The 15,195-nt window shown below is 61.4% G+C and carries 12 protein-coding genes; 3 read left to right on the top strand and 9 right to left on the bottom strand.

What is annotated here, in order from left to right; translation table 11 throughout:
* Positions 1-7: 7 nt before the first annotated feature.
* From ACIOAU_RS04370 to ACIOAU_RS04345, 6 genes are all read right to left on the bottom strand, one after another.
* Entirely contained in the window at positions 8-985 is a 978-nt protein-coding gene (locus ACIOAU_RS04370) for a glycosyltransferase (RefSeq protein ID WP_101319574.1), read from the bottom strand.
* 56 nt (positions 986-1,041) lie between these two features.
* A complete protein-coding gene (locus tag ACIOAU_RS04365) occupies positions 1,042-1,563 on the bottom strand; it encodes a serine O-acetyltransferase (protein ID WP_150571683.1) in 522 nt (173 codons plus the stop codon).
* A gap of 8 nt (positions 1,564-1,571) precedes the next feature.
* Positions 1,572-2,528: a glycosyltransferase family 2 protein gene (locus ACIOAU_RS04360; protein WP_188035972.1), complete on the bottom strand. Its 957-nt coding sequence runs from the start codon at positions 2,526-2,528 to the stop codon at positions 1,572-1,574.
* Positions 2,521-3,138, bottom strand: coding sequence for an acyltransferase (locus ACIOAU_RS04355; RefSeq protein ID WP_101319580.1), 618 nt, complete (start codon positions 3,136-3,138; stop codon positions 2,521-2,523). Before ACIOAU_RS04355 ends, ACIOAU_RS04360 begins: the two co-directional genes overlap by 8 nt.
* Positions 3,139-3,260: 122 nt before the next feature.
* Positions 3,261-4,727: an FAD-dependent oxidoreductase gene (locus ACIOAU_RS04350; protein ID WP_150571685.1), complete on the bottom strand. Its 1,467-nt coding sequence runs from the start codon at positions 4,725-4,727 to the stop codon at positions 3,261-3,263.
* Positions 4,728-4,978: 251 nt separating this feature from the next.
* Entirely contained in the window at positions 4,979-6,355 is a 1,377-nt protein-coding gene (locus ACIOAU_RS04345; RefSeq protein ID WP_101319586.1) for an oligosaccharide flippase family protein, read from the bottom strand.
* A gap of 93 nt (positions 6,356-6,448) precedes the next feature.
* Between ACIOAU_RS04345 and ACIOAU_RS04340 the strand changes: the two genes are divergently transcribed.
* The 3 genes from ACIOAU_RS04340 to galE all read left to right on the top strand — a co-directional run bounded on the left by ACIOAU_RS04340 (position 6,449) and on the right by galE (position 11,652).
* The gene (locus ACIOAU_RS04340; protein WP_401180224.1) at positions 6,449-7,972 is read left to right on the top strand and encodes an O-antigen ligase family protein; all 1,524 of its coding nucleotides are present in this window, start codon (positions 6,449-6,451) and stop codon (positions 7,970-7,972) included.
* A gap of 5 nt (positions 7,973-7,977) precedes the next feature.
* A complete protein-coding gene (locus tag ACIOAU_RS04335; RefSeq protein ID WP_401180221.1) occupies positions 7,978-10,566 on the top strand; it encodes a cellulase family glycosylhydrolase in 2,589 nt (862 codons plus the stop codon).
* A 123-nt stretch (positions 10,567-10,689) separates the two neighbouring features.
* Entirely contained in the window at positions 10,690-11,652 is a 963-nt protein-coding gene (gene galE, locus ACIOAU_RS04330) for a UDP-glucose 4-epimerase GalE (RefSeq protein ID WP_401180218.1), read from the top strand.
* Between the two features lie 31 nt (positions 11,653-11,683).
* On the opposite strand, the gene ACIOAU_RS04325 is transcribed toward galE, so the two are convergent.
* Genes ACIOAU_RS04325 through ACIOAU_RS04315 form a run of 3 tightly spaced genes read right to left on the bottom strand, consistent with a single transcriptional unit; the run spans position 11,684 to position 15,194 of the window.
* The gene (locus tag ACIOAU_RS04325) at positions 11,684-12,481 is read right to left on the bottom strand and encodes a CpsD/CapB family tyrosine-protein kinase (protein WP_101319595.1); all 798 of its coding nucleotides are present in this window, start codon (positions 12,479-12,481) and stop codon (positions 11,684-11,686) included.
* Between the two features lie 11 nt (positions 12,482-12,492).
* On the bottom strand, positions 12,493-14,058 hold the full coding sequence (locus ACIOAU_RS04320; RefSeq protein ID WP_220633653.1) for a Wzz/FepE/Etk N-terminal domain-containing protein: 1,566 nt from the start codon (positions 14,056-14,058) through the stop codon (positions 12,493-12,495).
* Between the two features lie 20 nt (positions 14,059-14,078).
* Positions 14,079-15,194, bottom strand: a complete 1,116-nt coding sequence (locus ACIOAU_RS04315; protein ID WP_401180214.1) for a hypothetical protein — start codon at positions 15,192-15,194, stop codon at positions 14,079-14,081.
* Between the last annotated feature and the right edge of the window lies 1 nt (position 15,195).

Raw genomic sequence — 15,195 nt, 5'->3', positions numbered from 1 at the left:
CGGCATCTCACTTGTACTCGATCAAACCCGACTTGCCGGCGGCAAACCTGTTCAGCAAAAACTTGACCTGGCCGAGCATCTCGGGGAATTTCGCCAGCACCAGAAACACCGCCTGCAGCCAGTTCTCGCGCGGTGAGCGAGCGCCGCGACGGGCCAGCCGCAGCGCTTGTAGTGGATAGATCAACAGCAGCAGCAACCACACTGGCCCAAGCACCAGGCTGAGCAGGATGATCAACAGCGGAATCAGCAGGCCCCACAGCCAGGCTCGGCGAGACTCGCGCCGCCAGTGCCGCTCGGGCGCCGCGCCATGCAACCAGGCGCCCTCGGCAAAGGCATAGCCGCCGCGCAAGGTGCGCTGCCACCACTGGCTGAAACGGGTCATGGCCGCGTCATGCAAGGTCATTTCCGCGTCCAGCCGCCATATCTTCCAGCCCCGCTTGCGCAGGCGTACGCACAGCTCCGGCTCTTCGCCGGCAATCAGCTCCGGGCGAAAGCCCGACACCGACAAAAATGCCTCGACGCGCATCAACGCATCGCCGCCGCAGGCCTTGGCCTGGCCGATCGGCGTGTCCCACTCAAGGTCACACAGCAGGTTGTACACCGAGTGCTCAGGGAAGCGCTCACGGCGCCGGCCGCAGACCACCGCGACATCGCCCTGGGCATCGAGAAAAGCCTGCGCGGCGGGCAACCAGCCACGGGCCACTTCACAGTCCCCGTCAACGAACTGCACGTAGCGCATCCCGGGCATCAGCCGCTGCAAGCAGGCGAAACCTTCGTTGCGCGCTCGCGCCGCGGTGAACGGTATGGATAGATCCAGCGCCAGCACTGCCACACCATGATCAGCAGCGCGTTGCAGCGAACCGTCGCTGGAGCCTGAATCGACATACACCACCTGCTCCGCTGACCCTGCAAGCGAGGCCAGGCAACGCTCCAGTCGCAAGCCCTCGTTCCGACCAATCACCACTACGCCGATACCTGTCACCATGAGCCTCACTCGCCAAACCGGAGCGCAACCGCGCGCACCTGCTCACTCTGCTGTCATCAATCCTGCGCCAACAATGCAGGTTTTTTCAGTTTGACGGTTGCTGGCACTCCGACCGCCAGGGCGTCATCCGGCACATCGATCAACACCACAGCGTTGCAACCGATCACCACGTTGTTGCCAATGCGGATGTTGCCCAGCACTTTTGCACCCGCACCGATATCGACGTTGTTACCGATGATCGGCGCAATCGGCTCGCTGACGTTCTTCAGGCCAACCACCACGCCGTTGCGAATTCGGCAGTCGTCACCAAATCGAGCATAGCCACTGATGACGATGCCGCCGAAGTGATCGATGACGAAATTGCGCCCGACCACGACTTCGCAAGGCAGCTCGATGCCGGTAATGATCTGGACAAACTTGAACAGCACTTTGTAAATCAGCGAAAACAACTTGCGTAGCAGCGCCGGGCGCACGCCGTAACGCCAGCGGCCAAAACGGTAGACCAGCATCACCCAGAAGCCCTGGGCGCCCCAGTCGCCGCCGTAGGCCTGCAAGTCAGCGCGAATATTGTCGAACATGGGCTCTCCTAGCGTGTCGGTTGGCTGGCCAGGCGCGTGGCAAGCAGCAGCTTCCAGGTTGCCACGTTGTGCTGCCAGCACGCCTTGATCGCTGGCCAGCCGCGGCCTTTGAGCAAGGCCTTGAGGGCCAGGACCAGATCGCCCACGCACACCAGCAGCATATGCAGGATCAGCCCCAAGACGCCGTGGTGCTTGCGAAAATAGAGCAGTTCGCTTTCGATCTGATAAGCCGAGATCTGCCGGCTGGCAGCCTCGAGCTTGGCCACTGACTTGGAGCTCTCGCCGCCGATGTGCACCACCGTCGTGTGCGGATAGAACACCACCTTCCAGCCAGCCTGCTTGACCCGCTTGCAGTGGTCGACTTCCTCGTAATAGAGGAAGTAACGCGGATCGAACAAGCCGACCTGATCAAGCACTTCCCGCCGTACCAGGTAGTAACAGCCCGGCAGCCAGTCACATTCGCGGACCGAATCATGGTCCCAGTTCATTTCATCGACCATCTTCACGCCCGGGAACAGGCGTTTGAGGCCGGTACGCGCAATGAACACGTTCAAGGGCGTGGGAAAGTAGCGGCAGCACGGCTGCAGGTCGCCCTCGCGTCCTTCCAGGCGCACGCCGAGCACGCCGCAGTCCGGGTGCTGGTCCATGTAGGCGATGGTTTTTTCAAGGGTGTCGCTGGCGACGAAGGCGTCGGTATTGAGCAGCAACGCATAGCGGCCCTGCAGGTGCTCGAGCAATTGATTGTTGGCGCGGCCAAAACCCACGTTGTCGCGATTGCTGACCAGCAGCGCCTCGGGACAGACCTCGGCCAGGCGTTCCAGCGAGTTGTCGACCGAGGCGTTGTCCACCACCAGATAGCTGGCCAGGGTTTCGCTGTCGGCGCGGCGCAGGGCATCGAACATCGGCTGCAACAAGGCGCCGGTGTTGAAGTTGACGACCATGACGTCGACCGGCTTGCTAGCCATTGTTGTTGTCTCCAAAGAAGTACTGGCGCCTGACCTCGGCCAGCATCGGTTCCAGTGCCGGGTCGTAGGCGCCCTCGCGCTTCTTGATCAGGTCGATCCAGGGGTAGGCATTACAGCGTTCCTCGACGCGCTGGATCATCTCGGCAGTGGTGCAGATGAACCTGGCCGGGTTACCACCCACCACCGTGCCGGGTGGCACGTCTTTGGTCACCACCGAGCCTGCCGCCACTACCGAGTCGGGGCCGATGGTCACCCGCGGCATGACGATGGCACCGTGACCGACAAAGCAGTTGTCCTTGATATCGATGAAGCCCACCGAATCGAGCTGTTTGCCATAGCACACCTCGATCAATGCCACCACGGCATCGTGGCCGATCAGGGTGCAGTCGGACAGGCCGACATTGCTGCCCAGGCGCAACAGCGCCGGGTCGGTGATGTTGCAGCCTGGGTTGATGTGGATATTGGTACCGACCGAATAAAACTTGCCCCAGCGCGCCATGTACGCGCCCCAGTCACGGGCATTGGGGTTGCAGATTTTTTTATAGGCTGCGCCACCGCGCCCGGTCGAGTACACAAACGACGTGATTGTGTTGCGTATCCATCCATACATGCTGCTTGCCTCGCCAATAAAGCAATCCCTGGACTGTTGCTGAGGCGTCTGCGGTCTCGTTTTGTCCTTGCGACCGTTTGCGCACCCAACCCGTTATCAACCGCAGTGAAGCAACTACTCGTTCAAACAACCGCACCGCTTGCTGCCCGGAGCCTGGCGTTGAGGTGATCGGCCAGGCGCAGGGCAAACTGGATCAGCGGCATGGTCGGGTTGGAGGCGCCGCCCTTGGCAAAAATACTGCTGCCGGCGACATACAGATTGTCGGTCGCGAACACCTTGCAGTCAGCATCCACCACGCCAAATTCAGGCGAAGCGGCCATGCGCGTGGTGCCCATGTGATGCGCATGCGGGGCCATCTTCAGTGGCACGCTGCTCTCGTAGACAAAATCGTTGAGCTTGACGAAGCCCAGGCCCATTTCGGCGAACTGCTTGGCCATCTCGGCGCCGATGCACTTGATGGTATGCCGGTCGTCTGCACTCACCACCCAATTGACATTGACCTTGGCCACGCCCAGCTCATCCTTCTCGTCGAGCAAGGAAATACGGCTTTGCCGGTTGGGAAACTGCTCGATCATGGTGCCGATGATGCCGTCGCCAGGACAACTGAACTTGGCGATGAACTCGACCTTGCTGGCCACGCCCATTTCACAGGCGAGGTTTTCCAGAAAGTGCTTCACCTCGGCAGTTCTGCCGTAGGTCTGTACATCGGCCAGCACCGCCGTGGAAACATTGCCCTTGCCTGCCTGGTACTCGGCAACGAAGGCGTCGGTGGTGTAGTACTGGCGCGACTCAGTATCCTCGCCGTCCTTGAGGATAAAGGTGCCCATATCGACATTCAGGTGCTCCATGAAGCAGCGTCCGACCGGGCCGTCCTTGCTGACCACGCCAGCGGCGCGCAGCGACTCGCTGTTGAGCAACTGCCGGGCGTTCTCGATCGCGCCAGTGGCGAGGATGAAGTGCCTGGCCTGCAACCGCGCGCGCTGGCCGTTGTAGTCGGACACCAGTACAGCCCCGACGCGGCCAGTATCCTGAGCGAATTCGATATCGACGCAGTTGCAGTTGATGAACACGTCCAGGCCAGGGGTGTCGTTGAGCGCTGCTGCGTATTTTTGCGCAAAGCGCGTGGGCGGGCTGAGCAGAAACCGGTCTGCTTCGAACTCGCCGCCCTTCAGCCCGGCATTCATGGTGTGAAATTCGGCGCCTGCGGGCAGATCGACGATGTCCATGGCAGCAGCAAGGTACTGCTCGATTTCCGCATAGGCGATTGGCCAGCCGGGCATTTCGCCGGGTGGTGCCACAGAGAAGTCCGATGCGGTGAAGGGGCGGCAGCGCCCTGCCCAATGGTTTGAGGTGCCGCCCAGATAGCGCAGACGGGTTTCTTCAGCGTACAGCTCAAGGCCGGTCGAGGTGCATTTGTAGAATGCCTGCGACTGCGGGGTGTATTCATGACCGCCCGCTTCGAGCAGCACCACCCGCCAACCGCCGGCGGCCAGGCGCAGGGCCAGGGTGATGCCGGCTGGGCCGGCACCGACGATGCACACGTCGTAATCATCGCGCAGCGTTTTGTCTGCCTGATAGTCCTTGATCATGCCGGCCCGTCCCGAAAATAGTCAGCAGGCAATACCCAGCCGTTTATCACCACGAACCCGGCCTTTTTCTCGGCAGGCTTTGCCACCGCGCTGGCACTCACGCCAAACATCGCCCCGCCGATCCCCAACACCACAAAACCCCGAAGAAAGCCTCTACGACCGGACAGCCGACTGCAAAATTCAAGCTTCCCCATAATTCCAAGACCTGTGCCCGTGGATTATTGACATCTTAGTAGCTGGCCCGACAAGCGTCAGAGCCAGGCGAAAAAATGCGTGACCGCAACGCCGAACAACGCCCCGACCGCCAGCATGGGCAGCACCACCAGCTCGCGCTTGAGGCTGAACATGCCCAGCTTGCAGTTGACGCAGACCACCAGGATCAAAGTCGGCAAGGTGTGCAGCGCGACCCCCCAGATCGCGTATTCGACGCCGCCCAGGGCCAGCAACAGCGGTAACAAGGCCCACAGCGAAACCAGCCGGATGATGTTGTCCATGGCCTGATACTTGGTCAGGCCGAGGGCCACCCAGAGCTGATGCGACATGGTGTAACGCAGGGTGAAGAACGACAACGACAGAATCGCCAGCATCGGGCCGGCTTCGGCATAGCGCTCGTCATACATCCAGCCGATCAGCAACGGGCTGGCAGTCAGCAGTACGCCGCAGGTAAACAGCATGGCCAGGTCGACCAGCAGCTTGAACCGGTAATACAGGCGCTTGAGCCGCTCCATGTCGCCTTCCCGGACTGCCTCGCTGAACGCGGGCAAGGCCACCGAGCCGCCCAGGCGCAACAGCCCGGTCTGGATCGCGCCCAGAATCAACACTGCAATCGAGTACACCCCCAGTTGCGCCACCGTCATGCTCGCGCCGAACCACATGCGGTCGCCGTACATCGCCAGCACACCGACCATCGACGACAACAGGATCCAGCGGCCGAACACGATCAGCTCCTGCAGTGCGTCGCGGTCCCACTGCAGGCGGTTGCCATGGCCATGCATCGCCAGGTGGCCAAGCAAGGTGCCTGCCAGCGCCGAAATCAACCCGGCCAGCACCAACGACCAGATCGAACGGGTGAAGTAACCAATCAGCAACATCGCCAGCAATCCGATGAACTGCGACGCCAGTTCGATCAAAACCACGCGCTTCTGTTGGAAAGTTCGCACCGCCACATCTATCTTGGTCGACTGAAAGCCCCAGATGATCGCCGACAGGCCAGTGGCAGCCAGCACCATCGGCAGCTCGGGGGCAGCGTAGGCCGACTCGGCAGGCCACAGGTCAGCCCGCTGGGCATACCAGGCGGCCAGTGCCAACAGCAGGGTCAGACCAAACAGCACGAAACCGCGCACGATCTGCACGGTCCAGGCGGTATTGAGAAACAGCGGATCGTCGCCGCGCGTGCTCTGGATGATGTTTTGCCGCAGACCGACGTCGGACAGCAAATGCAGGAGCATCGAAACCGTGCCGGCAATGACCATAACACCGAACATTTCCGGCAACAGCAGCCGCGCCATGATCAGGTTGCCGCCCAGCCGCATGCCCTGTGAAGCCAGCAGTGACACCAGGTTCCAGGCTCCGGCCCAGATTGCCCTGGAGCGCAGGCTCACGGCAGCGGACGCTTCAATCGACGGCATGACTTCAATCTCTGACTGAATGGCTAGAAGTCACTATAGTTTCAATTAGCCATGATGCGAGTCTCAATAATCCAGGGATAGGTGCCCTAGCCAATGCCAGAACATTTTCGTGCACTGATCGTTATTTTGTTCGTGGCCAGCGTGGTGTTTGTGATGGCGCGCAAACCGGCACTGGATATCATTCCGCCGGCGGACTTCAAGCGCCGCCGCAACCTCTGGTTTGGCCTGACCCTACTGGCGTTTTTTTCCTACAGCTTCTGGCTATATGCCGCCGCCACCGCAGTGATCCTGTATGTGGTGCGGCGCCGTGAACACAATGTGCTGGCACTGTTTTTCATCCTGCTGTTCCTGATCCCGCCGGCGTCGGTGGAAATACCCGGCTTCGGCGTGGTCAATTACCTGTTCGAGATGAACCACATCCGCCTGCTGTCGCTGTGCCTGCTGCTGCCCACCGCACTTGCCCTGAGCAGGCAAGGCGACACCCTGGCCTTCGGCCGCACCCTGCCGGACAAGCTGCTGGCGGCCAGCCTGATTCTGATGGGCCTGCTGTACCTGCGCGAAACCACCCTGACCGATACCTTGCGCCAGAGCTTCTATTTGTACACGGATGTGTTTCTGCCCTACTACGTTGCCAGCCGCGGCCTGAAGCAGATCAGCGACTTCAAGGATGCGCTGCTGGCGTTCGTGCTGGCGGCGTTTCTGCTGTCGTTGATTGCCGTGGCCGAGTTTTCCCGCCACTGGCTGCTATACAACGCGCTGACCGATGCCATGGGCACCCAGTGGGGCATGTCCGGCTACCTCAGCCGCGGCGGCTCGCTGCGGGCCAGTGCTACCACCGGCCAGGCGATTGCGCTGGGCTACGTGATCAGCGTGGCGATAGGCCTGTTCCTGTTCCTCAGTAGCTATGTACGCAGCCGTTTGCAGTGCCTGCTCGGCGCATTGCTGCTGGCGGCCGGGCTGATCGTGCCGCTGTCACGCGGGCCGTGGATCGGTGCGGTGGTCATTGTCGGCGTATTCATCGCCACCGGGCGCAACGCGGTCAAGCGCCTGAGCCTGCTGGCCATGGCCAGCGTGCTGGCGCTGCCGCTGCTGAGCGTGATGCCTGGCGGGGAAAAGGTGCTCGACCTGCTGCCGTTCATTGGCAACCTGGAAAAAGAGAACATCACCTACCGCGAGCGCCTGCTGGACAATTCATGGGTCGTGATCCAGCGCAATCCGCTGTTTGGCTCGTTCGACTTCCGCAATACCCCGGAAATGCAGTCGATGATCCAGGGCGAAGGCATCATCGACATCGTCAATACCTATATCAACCTGGCCCTGCGGGTCGGGCTGGTCGGGCTGACGTTGTTTGTCGGCTTCTTCGTCAGCATCCTGTTCGGCCTGCGCAAGGCGCTGCGCGCCTTCCCCGACCGCAACGAAGAAGGTCGCCTGCTCGGCCGCGCCCTGTTGGCGACGTTGCTGGGCATTTTGGTGATCATCTTCACCGTCAGCAGTATTACCGTGATCCCTGTCGTGTACTGGTCGATTGCCGGGGTAAGCGTGGCTTACATACAGATGGTGCGCCGTGCCCGCCAGGCCGAAGCCGGTAGCGCATTCGCCAGCCTTCAATCCAGGTAATGACAATGACCTCACTGCGTATGCGCCCCCTCATGCGGGCCTCGGCCCTGCTCGCTCTGGTGCTGCTGCCGCTGCCGGCGTGGACGGCAGAGTGGTCAGTCAGCGTCGACCAAAGCAATGGCCTGCCGAGCCTGACCCGTGGCGGCGGCCCGGTCATGGCGTCACGCTTCGACTTCTGGGGCGCGGACTGGAGCTGGACAGGCTTCTACACCGCGCTCAAGGTCAATGCGCCCTATGCCTACAGCCTGATGGGCAAGAGCAAGGACCTCGACTTTGATCTGACCGCGAGCATCGCCAAGCCGCAGGCACAGACCCTGAGCTGGGACATCACCCTTGACGCCCACAGCAGGAAAACCGACATCATGGGCGGCGGCATCGTGTTCAACTTCGACCCGGCGCTGATTGCCGGCGAGATGGGCAAGCCGGTGTTGCTGCCGGGCAACAGTGGCTGGTCGTGGGGCAACGATGCCCATGGCCGACGCATCGAGATGCGCTTCCAGCCCGCCTTGGCCAGAGTGTTCATGGAACGCGGCGACCCCAGTGAAATACGTGCGTTTTTCTATGAGGACCCGATTGTACCCGGTCGCCAGCAGATCAAGGCGACGCTCACGGTCAGCGGCGATATCGACATTGGCCAGACCACGGAAGAACGTTTTGGCCTGGCCGACCCGAACAGTTGGCCGGATGACCAGCTCGACTGGCGCACCGCTCCGGTCGATCTGTCATTTCTCAATGCCGGTGAGAAACCGGCCGGCAAGCGCGGCTTCGTCAAGGCGGACGGCGAGCAGTTGGCCTTTGCCGACAACACCCCTGTGCGCTTCTGGGGGACCAATCTGTCTGCCTATGCGCTGTACAACACCCCCGACGACGAGATCAAGCAACAGGCCAAGCGCCTGTCAGCGTTGGGCTTCAACCTGATCCGCCTGCACCATCACGATTCGCCCTGGGTCAGCCCGAATATCTTTGGCGATGTCAGCAAACTGCGCGATACCCAACAGCTCAATGCCGAATCGCTGCGCAAGCTCGACTGGTGGATCAAGTGCCTGAAGGACGAAGGCATCTACATCTGGCTGGACATGCACGTCGAACGGGTACTGACCATCAACGACCAGATCAGCGATTTCGCCGAGCTGGCCAAGGGCAAGAACTACATCGACCTCAAAGGCTATGCCTACGTCAACGCCTCGATCCAGCAAGCGATGAAGCGCTTTGCCGAGCAGTACGTCACCCATGTCAACGCCTACACCGGCATGGCCTACAAGGATGATCCGGCGATTGCTGCGCTGTTGCTGACCAATGAAAACGACATCGTCCAGCACTATGGCAACGCGCTGCTGCCGGACAAGGGCGTACCGCGCCACAGTCAGCGCTACATGGAGCTGGCCAAAGCCTTTGCCCAGCGCCACGACTTGCCGGCAGACCGCACCTGGCGTGCCTGGGAACCTGGCCCGTCGAAGCTGTTTCTCAACGACCTCGAGCACCAGTTCAACGTCAGCCTGATCGAGCACCTGCGCGGGCTCGGCGTGAAAGTGCCAATCGTCACCACCAGCAGTTGGGGCGGCAATGGCCTGAGTACGCTACCGGCGCTGACCTCTGGCGATATGATCGATGCCCACAGCTACGGTGCCAGCGGCCAGCTGGAAAAAAACCCGCTGACCAGCGACAACCTTGTTAACTGGCTGGCTGCGGCGCAGGTTGCCGGCCTGCCGATGAGCGTGACCGAGTGGAACGCCCAGCCGTTCCCCAGCCCCGATCGTCACTCGCTGCCGTTGTACATTGCCGGCACCGCCAGCCATCAGGGCTGGGACGCGATGATGCAGTACGCCTACAGCCAGCAGGCTTTCATTGCCCAGTGGATCCGCGCCGACAACTGGAACGCCTACAACGACCCTGGCCTGATGGCGACCATGCCCGCCGCCGCCCTGCTCTACCGGCGCGGTGATGTGCAGCCCGCGCAGACCCGCTACGTCTTTGCGCCCTCACCCGCCACCCTGTTCAACCGCCTGATCACCCCGGCCAACTCGGTCCTGCTGCGCAGCGCAATGGAAAAAGGCCAGTTGCAGATCGCCCTACCGGCCTCCCCCGAGCTGCCCTGGCTGCGGCCCAGCCCCATCGCTGCGGGCGCGCAGGTGCTGCAGGACCCGGACCAATCGTTGCTGGCAGCCGATGCCAGCGAGTCCAGCTCTGACACTGGCGAGCTCAAACGCAACTGGCAGCAAGGCGTGTATACCATCGACACCCCGCTGACCCAAGCGGCGACCGGCTGGTTGGGCGGGCGTTCGATGAGCCTTGCGCAACTGGGTCTCGACCTGCAAACGCCATACGCGAGCGTGGCCGTGCAAAGCCTGGATGGCAAACCGTTCAGCCAGTCACGCGAGCTGCTGATCTCGCTGGGCACCCGCGCGGTGCCGCGCCCGGATGACATGACGCCGTTTCACGTCGAGCCGCTGCAAGGTCGCGTCAGCATCAAGGCTGGGCCTGGTTTGAAGCTGTATACCGGCAAACAGCAGCAGTTACCCGTCAGCTACGAGGACGGGCGCTATGTGATCACTTTCGATGGCCAGCACATGAGTAATTGGCTGTTCTTGAAATAGCCATTTTTGCCACCTACCCTCTCAGAAGTCAGCTTTAGTCCGCGTTTGCTCGACCCGCCTTAGATGCACCTGTTTGACCCACCCAGGAGTGGACGGAACAACTACAGATTCCAGGAGAATTGGATGAAGTTTCTGGTTGTCGGCGGCGCAGGCTACATCGGTTCACATATGGTCAAGCACTTGCTGCTGGCGGGGCATCAAGTTGTGGTCGCCGACGTCATGCCGGCCCACAGTGGGGTCGTCTGGGTCAATCTGGACATCGCCGACCGGCTAGCACTGGATGCGCTGTTTACCTCTCATCGCTTCGATGCGGTGTTTCACTTCGCCTCGTTCATCCAGGTGGGCGAATCGGTCAGTGACCCCGGCAAGTATTATCAGAACAACGTCGCCGCGACGCTCTGCCTGCTCCAGGCGATGATGCAGGCAGACGTCAGGCAGCTGGTGTTCTCGTCGACCGCCGCAGTGTACGGCGATCCCCAGTATGTGCCGATCGACGAGGCCCATCCAAAGGCGCCGATCAACCCCTATGGACGCAGCAAATGGATGGTCGAGCAGATGCTCGAAGACTTCGATCGCGCCTACGGGCTGCGCTCGGTGTGCCTGCGCTACTTCAATGCGGCTGGGGCTGACCCCGATGGCATGCTGGGCGAGTGTCATGAGCCGGAAACTCATCTGATCCCATTGATCCTGCAGGCGGCCTCAGGTCGGCGCCCGGCAGTGACCGTGTTTGGCCGCGACTACAGTACCTCGGATGGCACCTGCATCCGCGACTATATCCATGTCAACGACCTCGCCTCGGCGCACGCCTTGGCGATCGACTACCTGCAGGCCGGTGGCGCCAGTACGGCGTTCAACCTGGGCAATGGCGAGGGCTTTTCCGTGGAGCAGGTGATAGCTGCCGCTCGCGGTGTCACGGGGCGGTCAATCAATGTCATCGAGGCAGGACGCCGCGCCGGCGACCCGCCGAGCCTGGTGGCCGACGCGAGTAAAGCACGACAGATCCTCGGCTGGCACACCCAGTACCCACTGCTTGATGACATCCTTGGCCATGCCTGGAACTGGGAGCAGCAATACCCCTGGCGCTAAACACCAAGGGTTGGTCAGGGTTGAACACTACTCAGTAGTAAGAGCGGGTCTGCGCTTCGGCCTTGTTCAGCACGGCACCAATAAGGTTGGCGGTGGCCAGGTGGTACAGGCAGTCTTCGATTTCCTTTTTGCTGTTGTTGCCGTTGGCGACCACCAGCAGCACGCAGTCGAACTTGGGCAGCACGGTGATTGCATCGTCGGAGCTGAGCAACGGCGGCAGGTCGAAGATGCAGATGCGTGACTCGTAACGCTCGCGCAGGTCATGGATCAGGTTGTTCACCTTGGGCGAGGACAGCACCTCGGTGGACAATGGCACCGGCTCACGGGTCGGCAGCACGACAAAGCGCGGCAGGGTCGGGTTGACCAGCACCTCCTCCAGCCCAGCCTGATTGTTCAGGTATTCGTTGAGCGCCTTGCCCATCGGCAAGCCCAGGCTGCTGCCGACCCGCGGCCGGCGCAGGTCGAAATCAACCAGCAGCGCAGTCTTGGTGGTGTGGTGGGCGATGCTCATGGCCAGGTTGATGGCCAGGACGGTCTTGCCGGCCTCAGGCGTTGGCGAAGTGATCGCCAAGGTCCGCCAGCCGTTCTCTTCCATGGTTTGCAGCACTTGCGTGCGCAACAGGTCGAAGGCCCAACTCATGTTCGAGTTCTTGTTGTAGGCGACGATTCGATGCCGCTCCAGGTGCTCCGCGCGCAGCGGCACCACTGTGGTGTTGACGTAATCGAACTGGCCCAAAGCCTCGGGCTGCTGCAGCACCGGTGCTGGTTGCGCGGCACTCGCTGTTACAGGATGAAGGTTGCTTCCAGTAGCCGGCGTACGTCTGTCCATCGCTGCTTTCCCTATTCAAACCGAGCCATAGCTTTATAAAGCAGAAGGTCCAATGGCATGTAGAACAGGTGGACCATGAGTAACATGATAGCCACCAGTGCCAGTGCAGCAAGCACCGCCAGTACTCGCCAGCGCCTGCGTTTGGCCAGTTCAGCCTGGGTGGCGATGAACGGCACCGCAACCAATACCCGCTTGCCGACCACACTTTCCAGTGCGCCAACACCGCGCACGCGCTGGTTGAGCATTTCCATCAGCATCACCAGTGCCGCGCCGCCAGCCGGTGCCAGTACCGCGCCGAGGGCGACGATCTTCTTGCGATTGGGCTTGACTGGTTTTTCCGGCAACAGCGGCGGCTCGAGCAGAACGAAGCGCTCGGCCTTGTTTTCCTGCTCCAGGCTTTCGGTGATTTTTGCGCCCATTTCCTTGGCGCGGATTTCCTCGTACTTCTTGCGGGCGTTGTCGTGGTCGCGCATCAACGTGACCAGGCCGCGTTCGACCTGCGGCGCCTCGAGAATCTCAGCCTCGTAGCCTTCGATCTTGGCCGAGAGCTGACGCTTTTGCTCAACCAGCGAGGCGATGCGCTGCTGCGCGGCGCCGATTTTGGTACGGGCGCGGGCAACCTCGAGGCTGACGCCCGAAGACGCTTTAGGACCGCCACCTGCCGCCTGCAGCGCATCGATCTTACGTTTGACGGCAATCACATCGGGGTGGGCTTCGGTGTACGTGGTCAGCAGGCGAGCGTATTCAGCCTTGAGGCTGGGCAGATCCTGCGGCAAGTCAGCTGCACCGCCGCGGCTGCCATCGGCTTTGCTGGTGACACCGGCGTTGGCGGCAGACAGCTCGACTTCAAGGTAGCGCAGCTCTTCCTGAGCTGCCTTGTAGTCACGATCGATCTCGCGGAATTCAAGCTCGGCGCGGGACAACATGCTCATACGCAACGCCTGGTTCTCAGGCAAGGTGTTGGCGTGCGCCTGTTTGAAGTCAGCCAGCTGATTTTCCAGGGTGGCCAGTTCAGCGCCCAGCTTGTTTGCCTCCTGGGTAAGGAATTCGGTGGTTTCAGTGGCGCGCTCGGTGCGCTGCTTGACGTTTTCATTGAGGAACAGCGTGACCAGCTCGTTGGCGACTTCCTGAGCCACCTCGGGACGCTTGTGCTCGAAAGAGACGTTGAAGGCTACAGTGGTTTCACCGCGGCCTTTGACGAAGGTGCTGAGGGTGTTGACCACGATCGTGTTGCGCATCTGATCGATCTTGTCCGACTCGCTGAACTGGCGGCCCTTGTCGGCAAACAATTGGTACTTGTCGATGATCCGCAGCAGATTGTCGCGGGTCATCACTCGCTGGCGAATCACCTCGATGCGCTCATCGGCGAAGCTGCTGTTGTTGGCCGAGACCAGTTCGGGCGAGATCTGCTGCGACTCGACCAGAATGGTGCCGGTGGACTGATACAACGGTGGCACGCTCAGCGCGATCGCCACGCTGATGGCCAGAATGACCACGATGGTCACCCCGAGCAGCAGCGCACGGTCCTTGATGATGGCGATGTAATCCTTGAGGGAAAGCTCGTATTCAGACTTCATAGTGGCCACCAGGCTGAACGTCAGAGGTCGGGGATTCGGTAAGTGAGAGTCAGGCCGACAATGGTGCCAACGGCGTCACCCAGGTCGTTCTGCTTGCGCTCGCGGTGCATCAAGGACAAGCGCACGTCCCAGAACTGCGAAAGCTCCCGGCTGGCCCACACGCCGTAGGTCTGCAAGGTATTCGGGGTCTGGCCCTTGCTGTCTTGCCAGGCCGCGTCGACGCCGACCCGGGTCAGCTCATCGACTGCATAACTCCAGCTTCCGCGCACGGCGTCGACTTCGGCAAAGCCGCCCTCGGCACTGGCCACCGTGCTGCGTTCGGCAGTCAACGTGGCGTCATGCCGTTCGCCGTTGTAGCGCAGCGATGCACCGCCTTCCCCGCGGCGCCCGCCGCCATCACCAGAGACCTGGTTGACGCCTACGCGCAGGGTGCCCTCGAGCCGCTCGGAGAACTGGTACTTGACCCCGACCACCGGCGCGTAGCTGTTGGAAGCGCTGGCGGTGGTGTCATCGTCAGGCTCGTAGCGCCTGGCGGTGATGCCGGTGAAGAACTGGGTCTGCGCACTCCAGGCGTAGGTCAGGGTCAGTTCGCTGGCCAGTTCGTCGTAGCCGGTAAGCGTGTTGATGTCGTAGCGGGCCCGGTTGTAGGTGGTTTCGTTTTCCAGGGTGGTCCGCTCGGTCAGCGCGCGGTTCCAGTTGCCGATCAGCGAATACAGCTTCTGGGTGCCGTCAGTGGTGACCACACCGGTTTCAAGCACTGTGCCGGAAAGTGTCGAGCTTTCGCTGTGCAGGCCATGCAAGCCAAAACCACCGGTTTCGGTCTCACGCTGCCAGCCAATACTCAGATTAGGGTCTTCGCGGTCATCGACCACCGACTTGTCGGATGAGCGCAGCACCGTCAGGCCCAGGCCGAAGCGCAGCTCATCGCGATCGTATTTGCCAACCAGGCTGTAATTGGGCGCAATGATGGTGCGCACCACGCTTTGCTCCTGGGAGCTGAGCAATAGCGGGTTGCTGTCGTATTCGACAGTGCTGGGCAATGTTGCCGAAGACTGCCAGACGGCAGCGTGGACCGAGGCCGAGTACGGCAACATGCAGATTGCCGTTACAACACCTGTTGCGCGAAGCAGCGGCACG

The organism is Pseudomonas sp. NPDC088322 (genome assembly GCF_044740745.1).
GTDB classification, from domain to species: domain Bacteria; phylum Pseudomonadota; class Gammaproteobacteria; order Pseudomonadales; family Pseudomonadaceae; genus Aquipseudomonas; species Aquipseudomonas shirazensis.
Note: the sequence above shows the minus strand (reverse complement) of the source record. Positions and strands in the feature narration are given on the sequence as shown.

Bases quoted from the DNA above. Each gene is read 5' to 3' on its own strand.
- ACIOAU_RS04360 (WP_188035972.1), bottom strand. From the start codon at position 2,528: ATGGCTAGCAAGCCGGTCGACGTCATGGTCGTCAACTTCAACACCGGC.
- ACIOAU_RS04350 (WP_150571685.1), bottom strand. From the start codon at position 4,727: ATGATCAAGGACTATCAGGCAGACAAAACGCTGCGCGATGATTACGAC.
- ACIOAU_RS04335 (WP_401180221.1), top strand. From the start codon at position 7,978: ATGACCTCACTGCGTATGCGCCCCCTCATGCGGGCCTCGGCCCTGCTC.
- ACIOAU_RS04325 (WP_101319595.1), bottom strand. From the start codon at position 12,481: ATGGACAGACGTACGCCGGCTACTGGAAGCAACCTTCATCCTGTAACA.
- ACIOAU_RS04370 (WP_101319574.1), bottom strand. From the start codon at position 985: ATGGTGACAGGTATCGGCGTAGTGGTGATTGGTCGGAACGAGGGCTTG.
- ACIOAU_RS04320 (WP_220633653.1), bottom strand. From the start codon at position 14,058: ATGAAGTCTGAATACGAGCTTTCCCTCAAGGATTACATCGCCATCATC.
- ACIOAU_RS04365 (WP_150571683.1), bottom strand. From the start codon at position 1,563: ATGTTCGACAATATTCGCGCTGACTTGCAGGCCTACGGCGGCGACTGG.
- galE (WP_401180218.1), top strand. From the start codon at position 10,690: ATGAAGTTTCTGGTTGTCGGCGGCGCAGGCTACATCGGTTCACATATG.
- ACIOAU_RS04345 (WP_101319586.1), bottom strand. From the start codon at position 6,355: ATGCCGTCGATTGAAGCGTCCGCTGCCGTGAGCCTGCGCTCCAGGGCA.
- ACIOAU_RS04355 (WP_101319580.1), bottom strand. From the start codon at position 3,138: ATGTATGGATGGATACGCAACACAATCACGTCGTTTGTGTACTCGACC.
- ACIOAU_RS04340 (WP_401180224.1), top strand. From the start codon at position 6,449: ATGCCAGAACATTTTCGTGCACTGATCGTTATTTTGTTCGTGGCCAGC.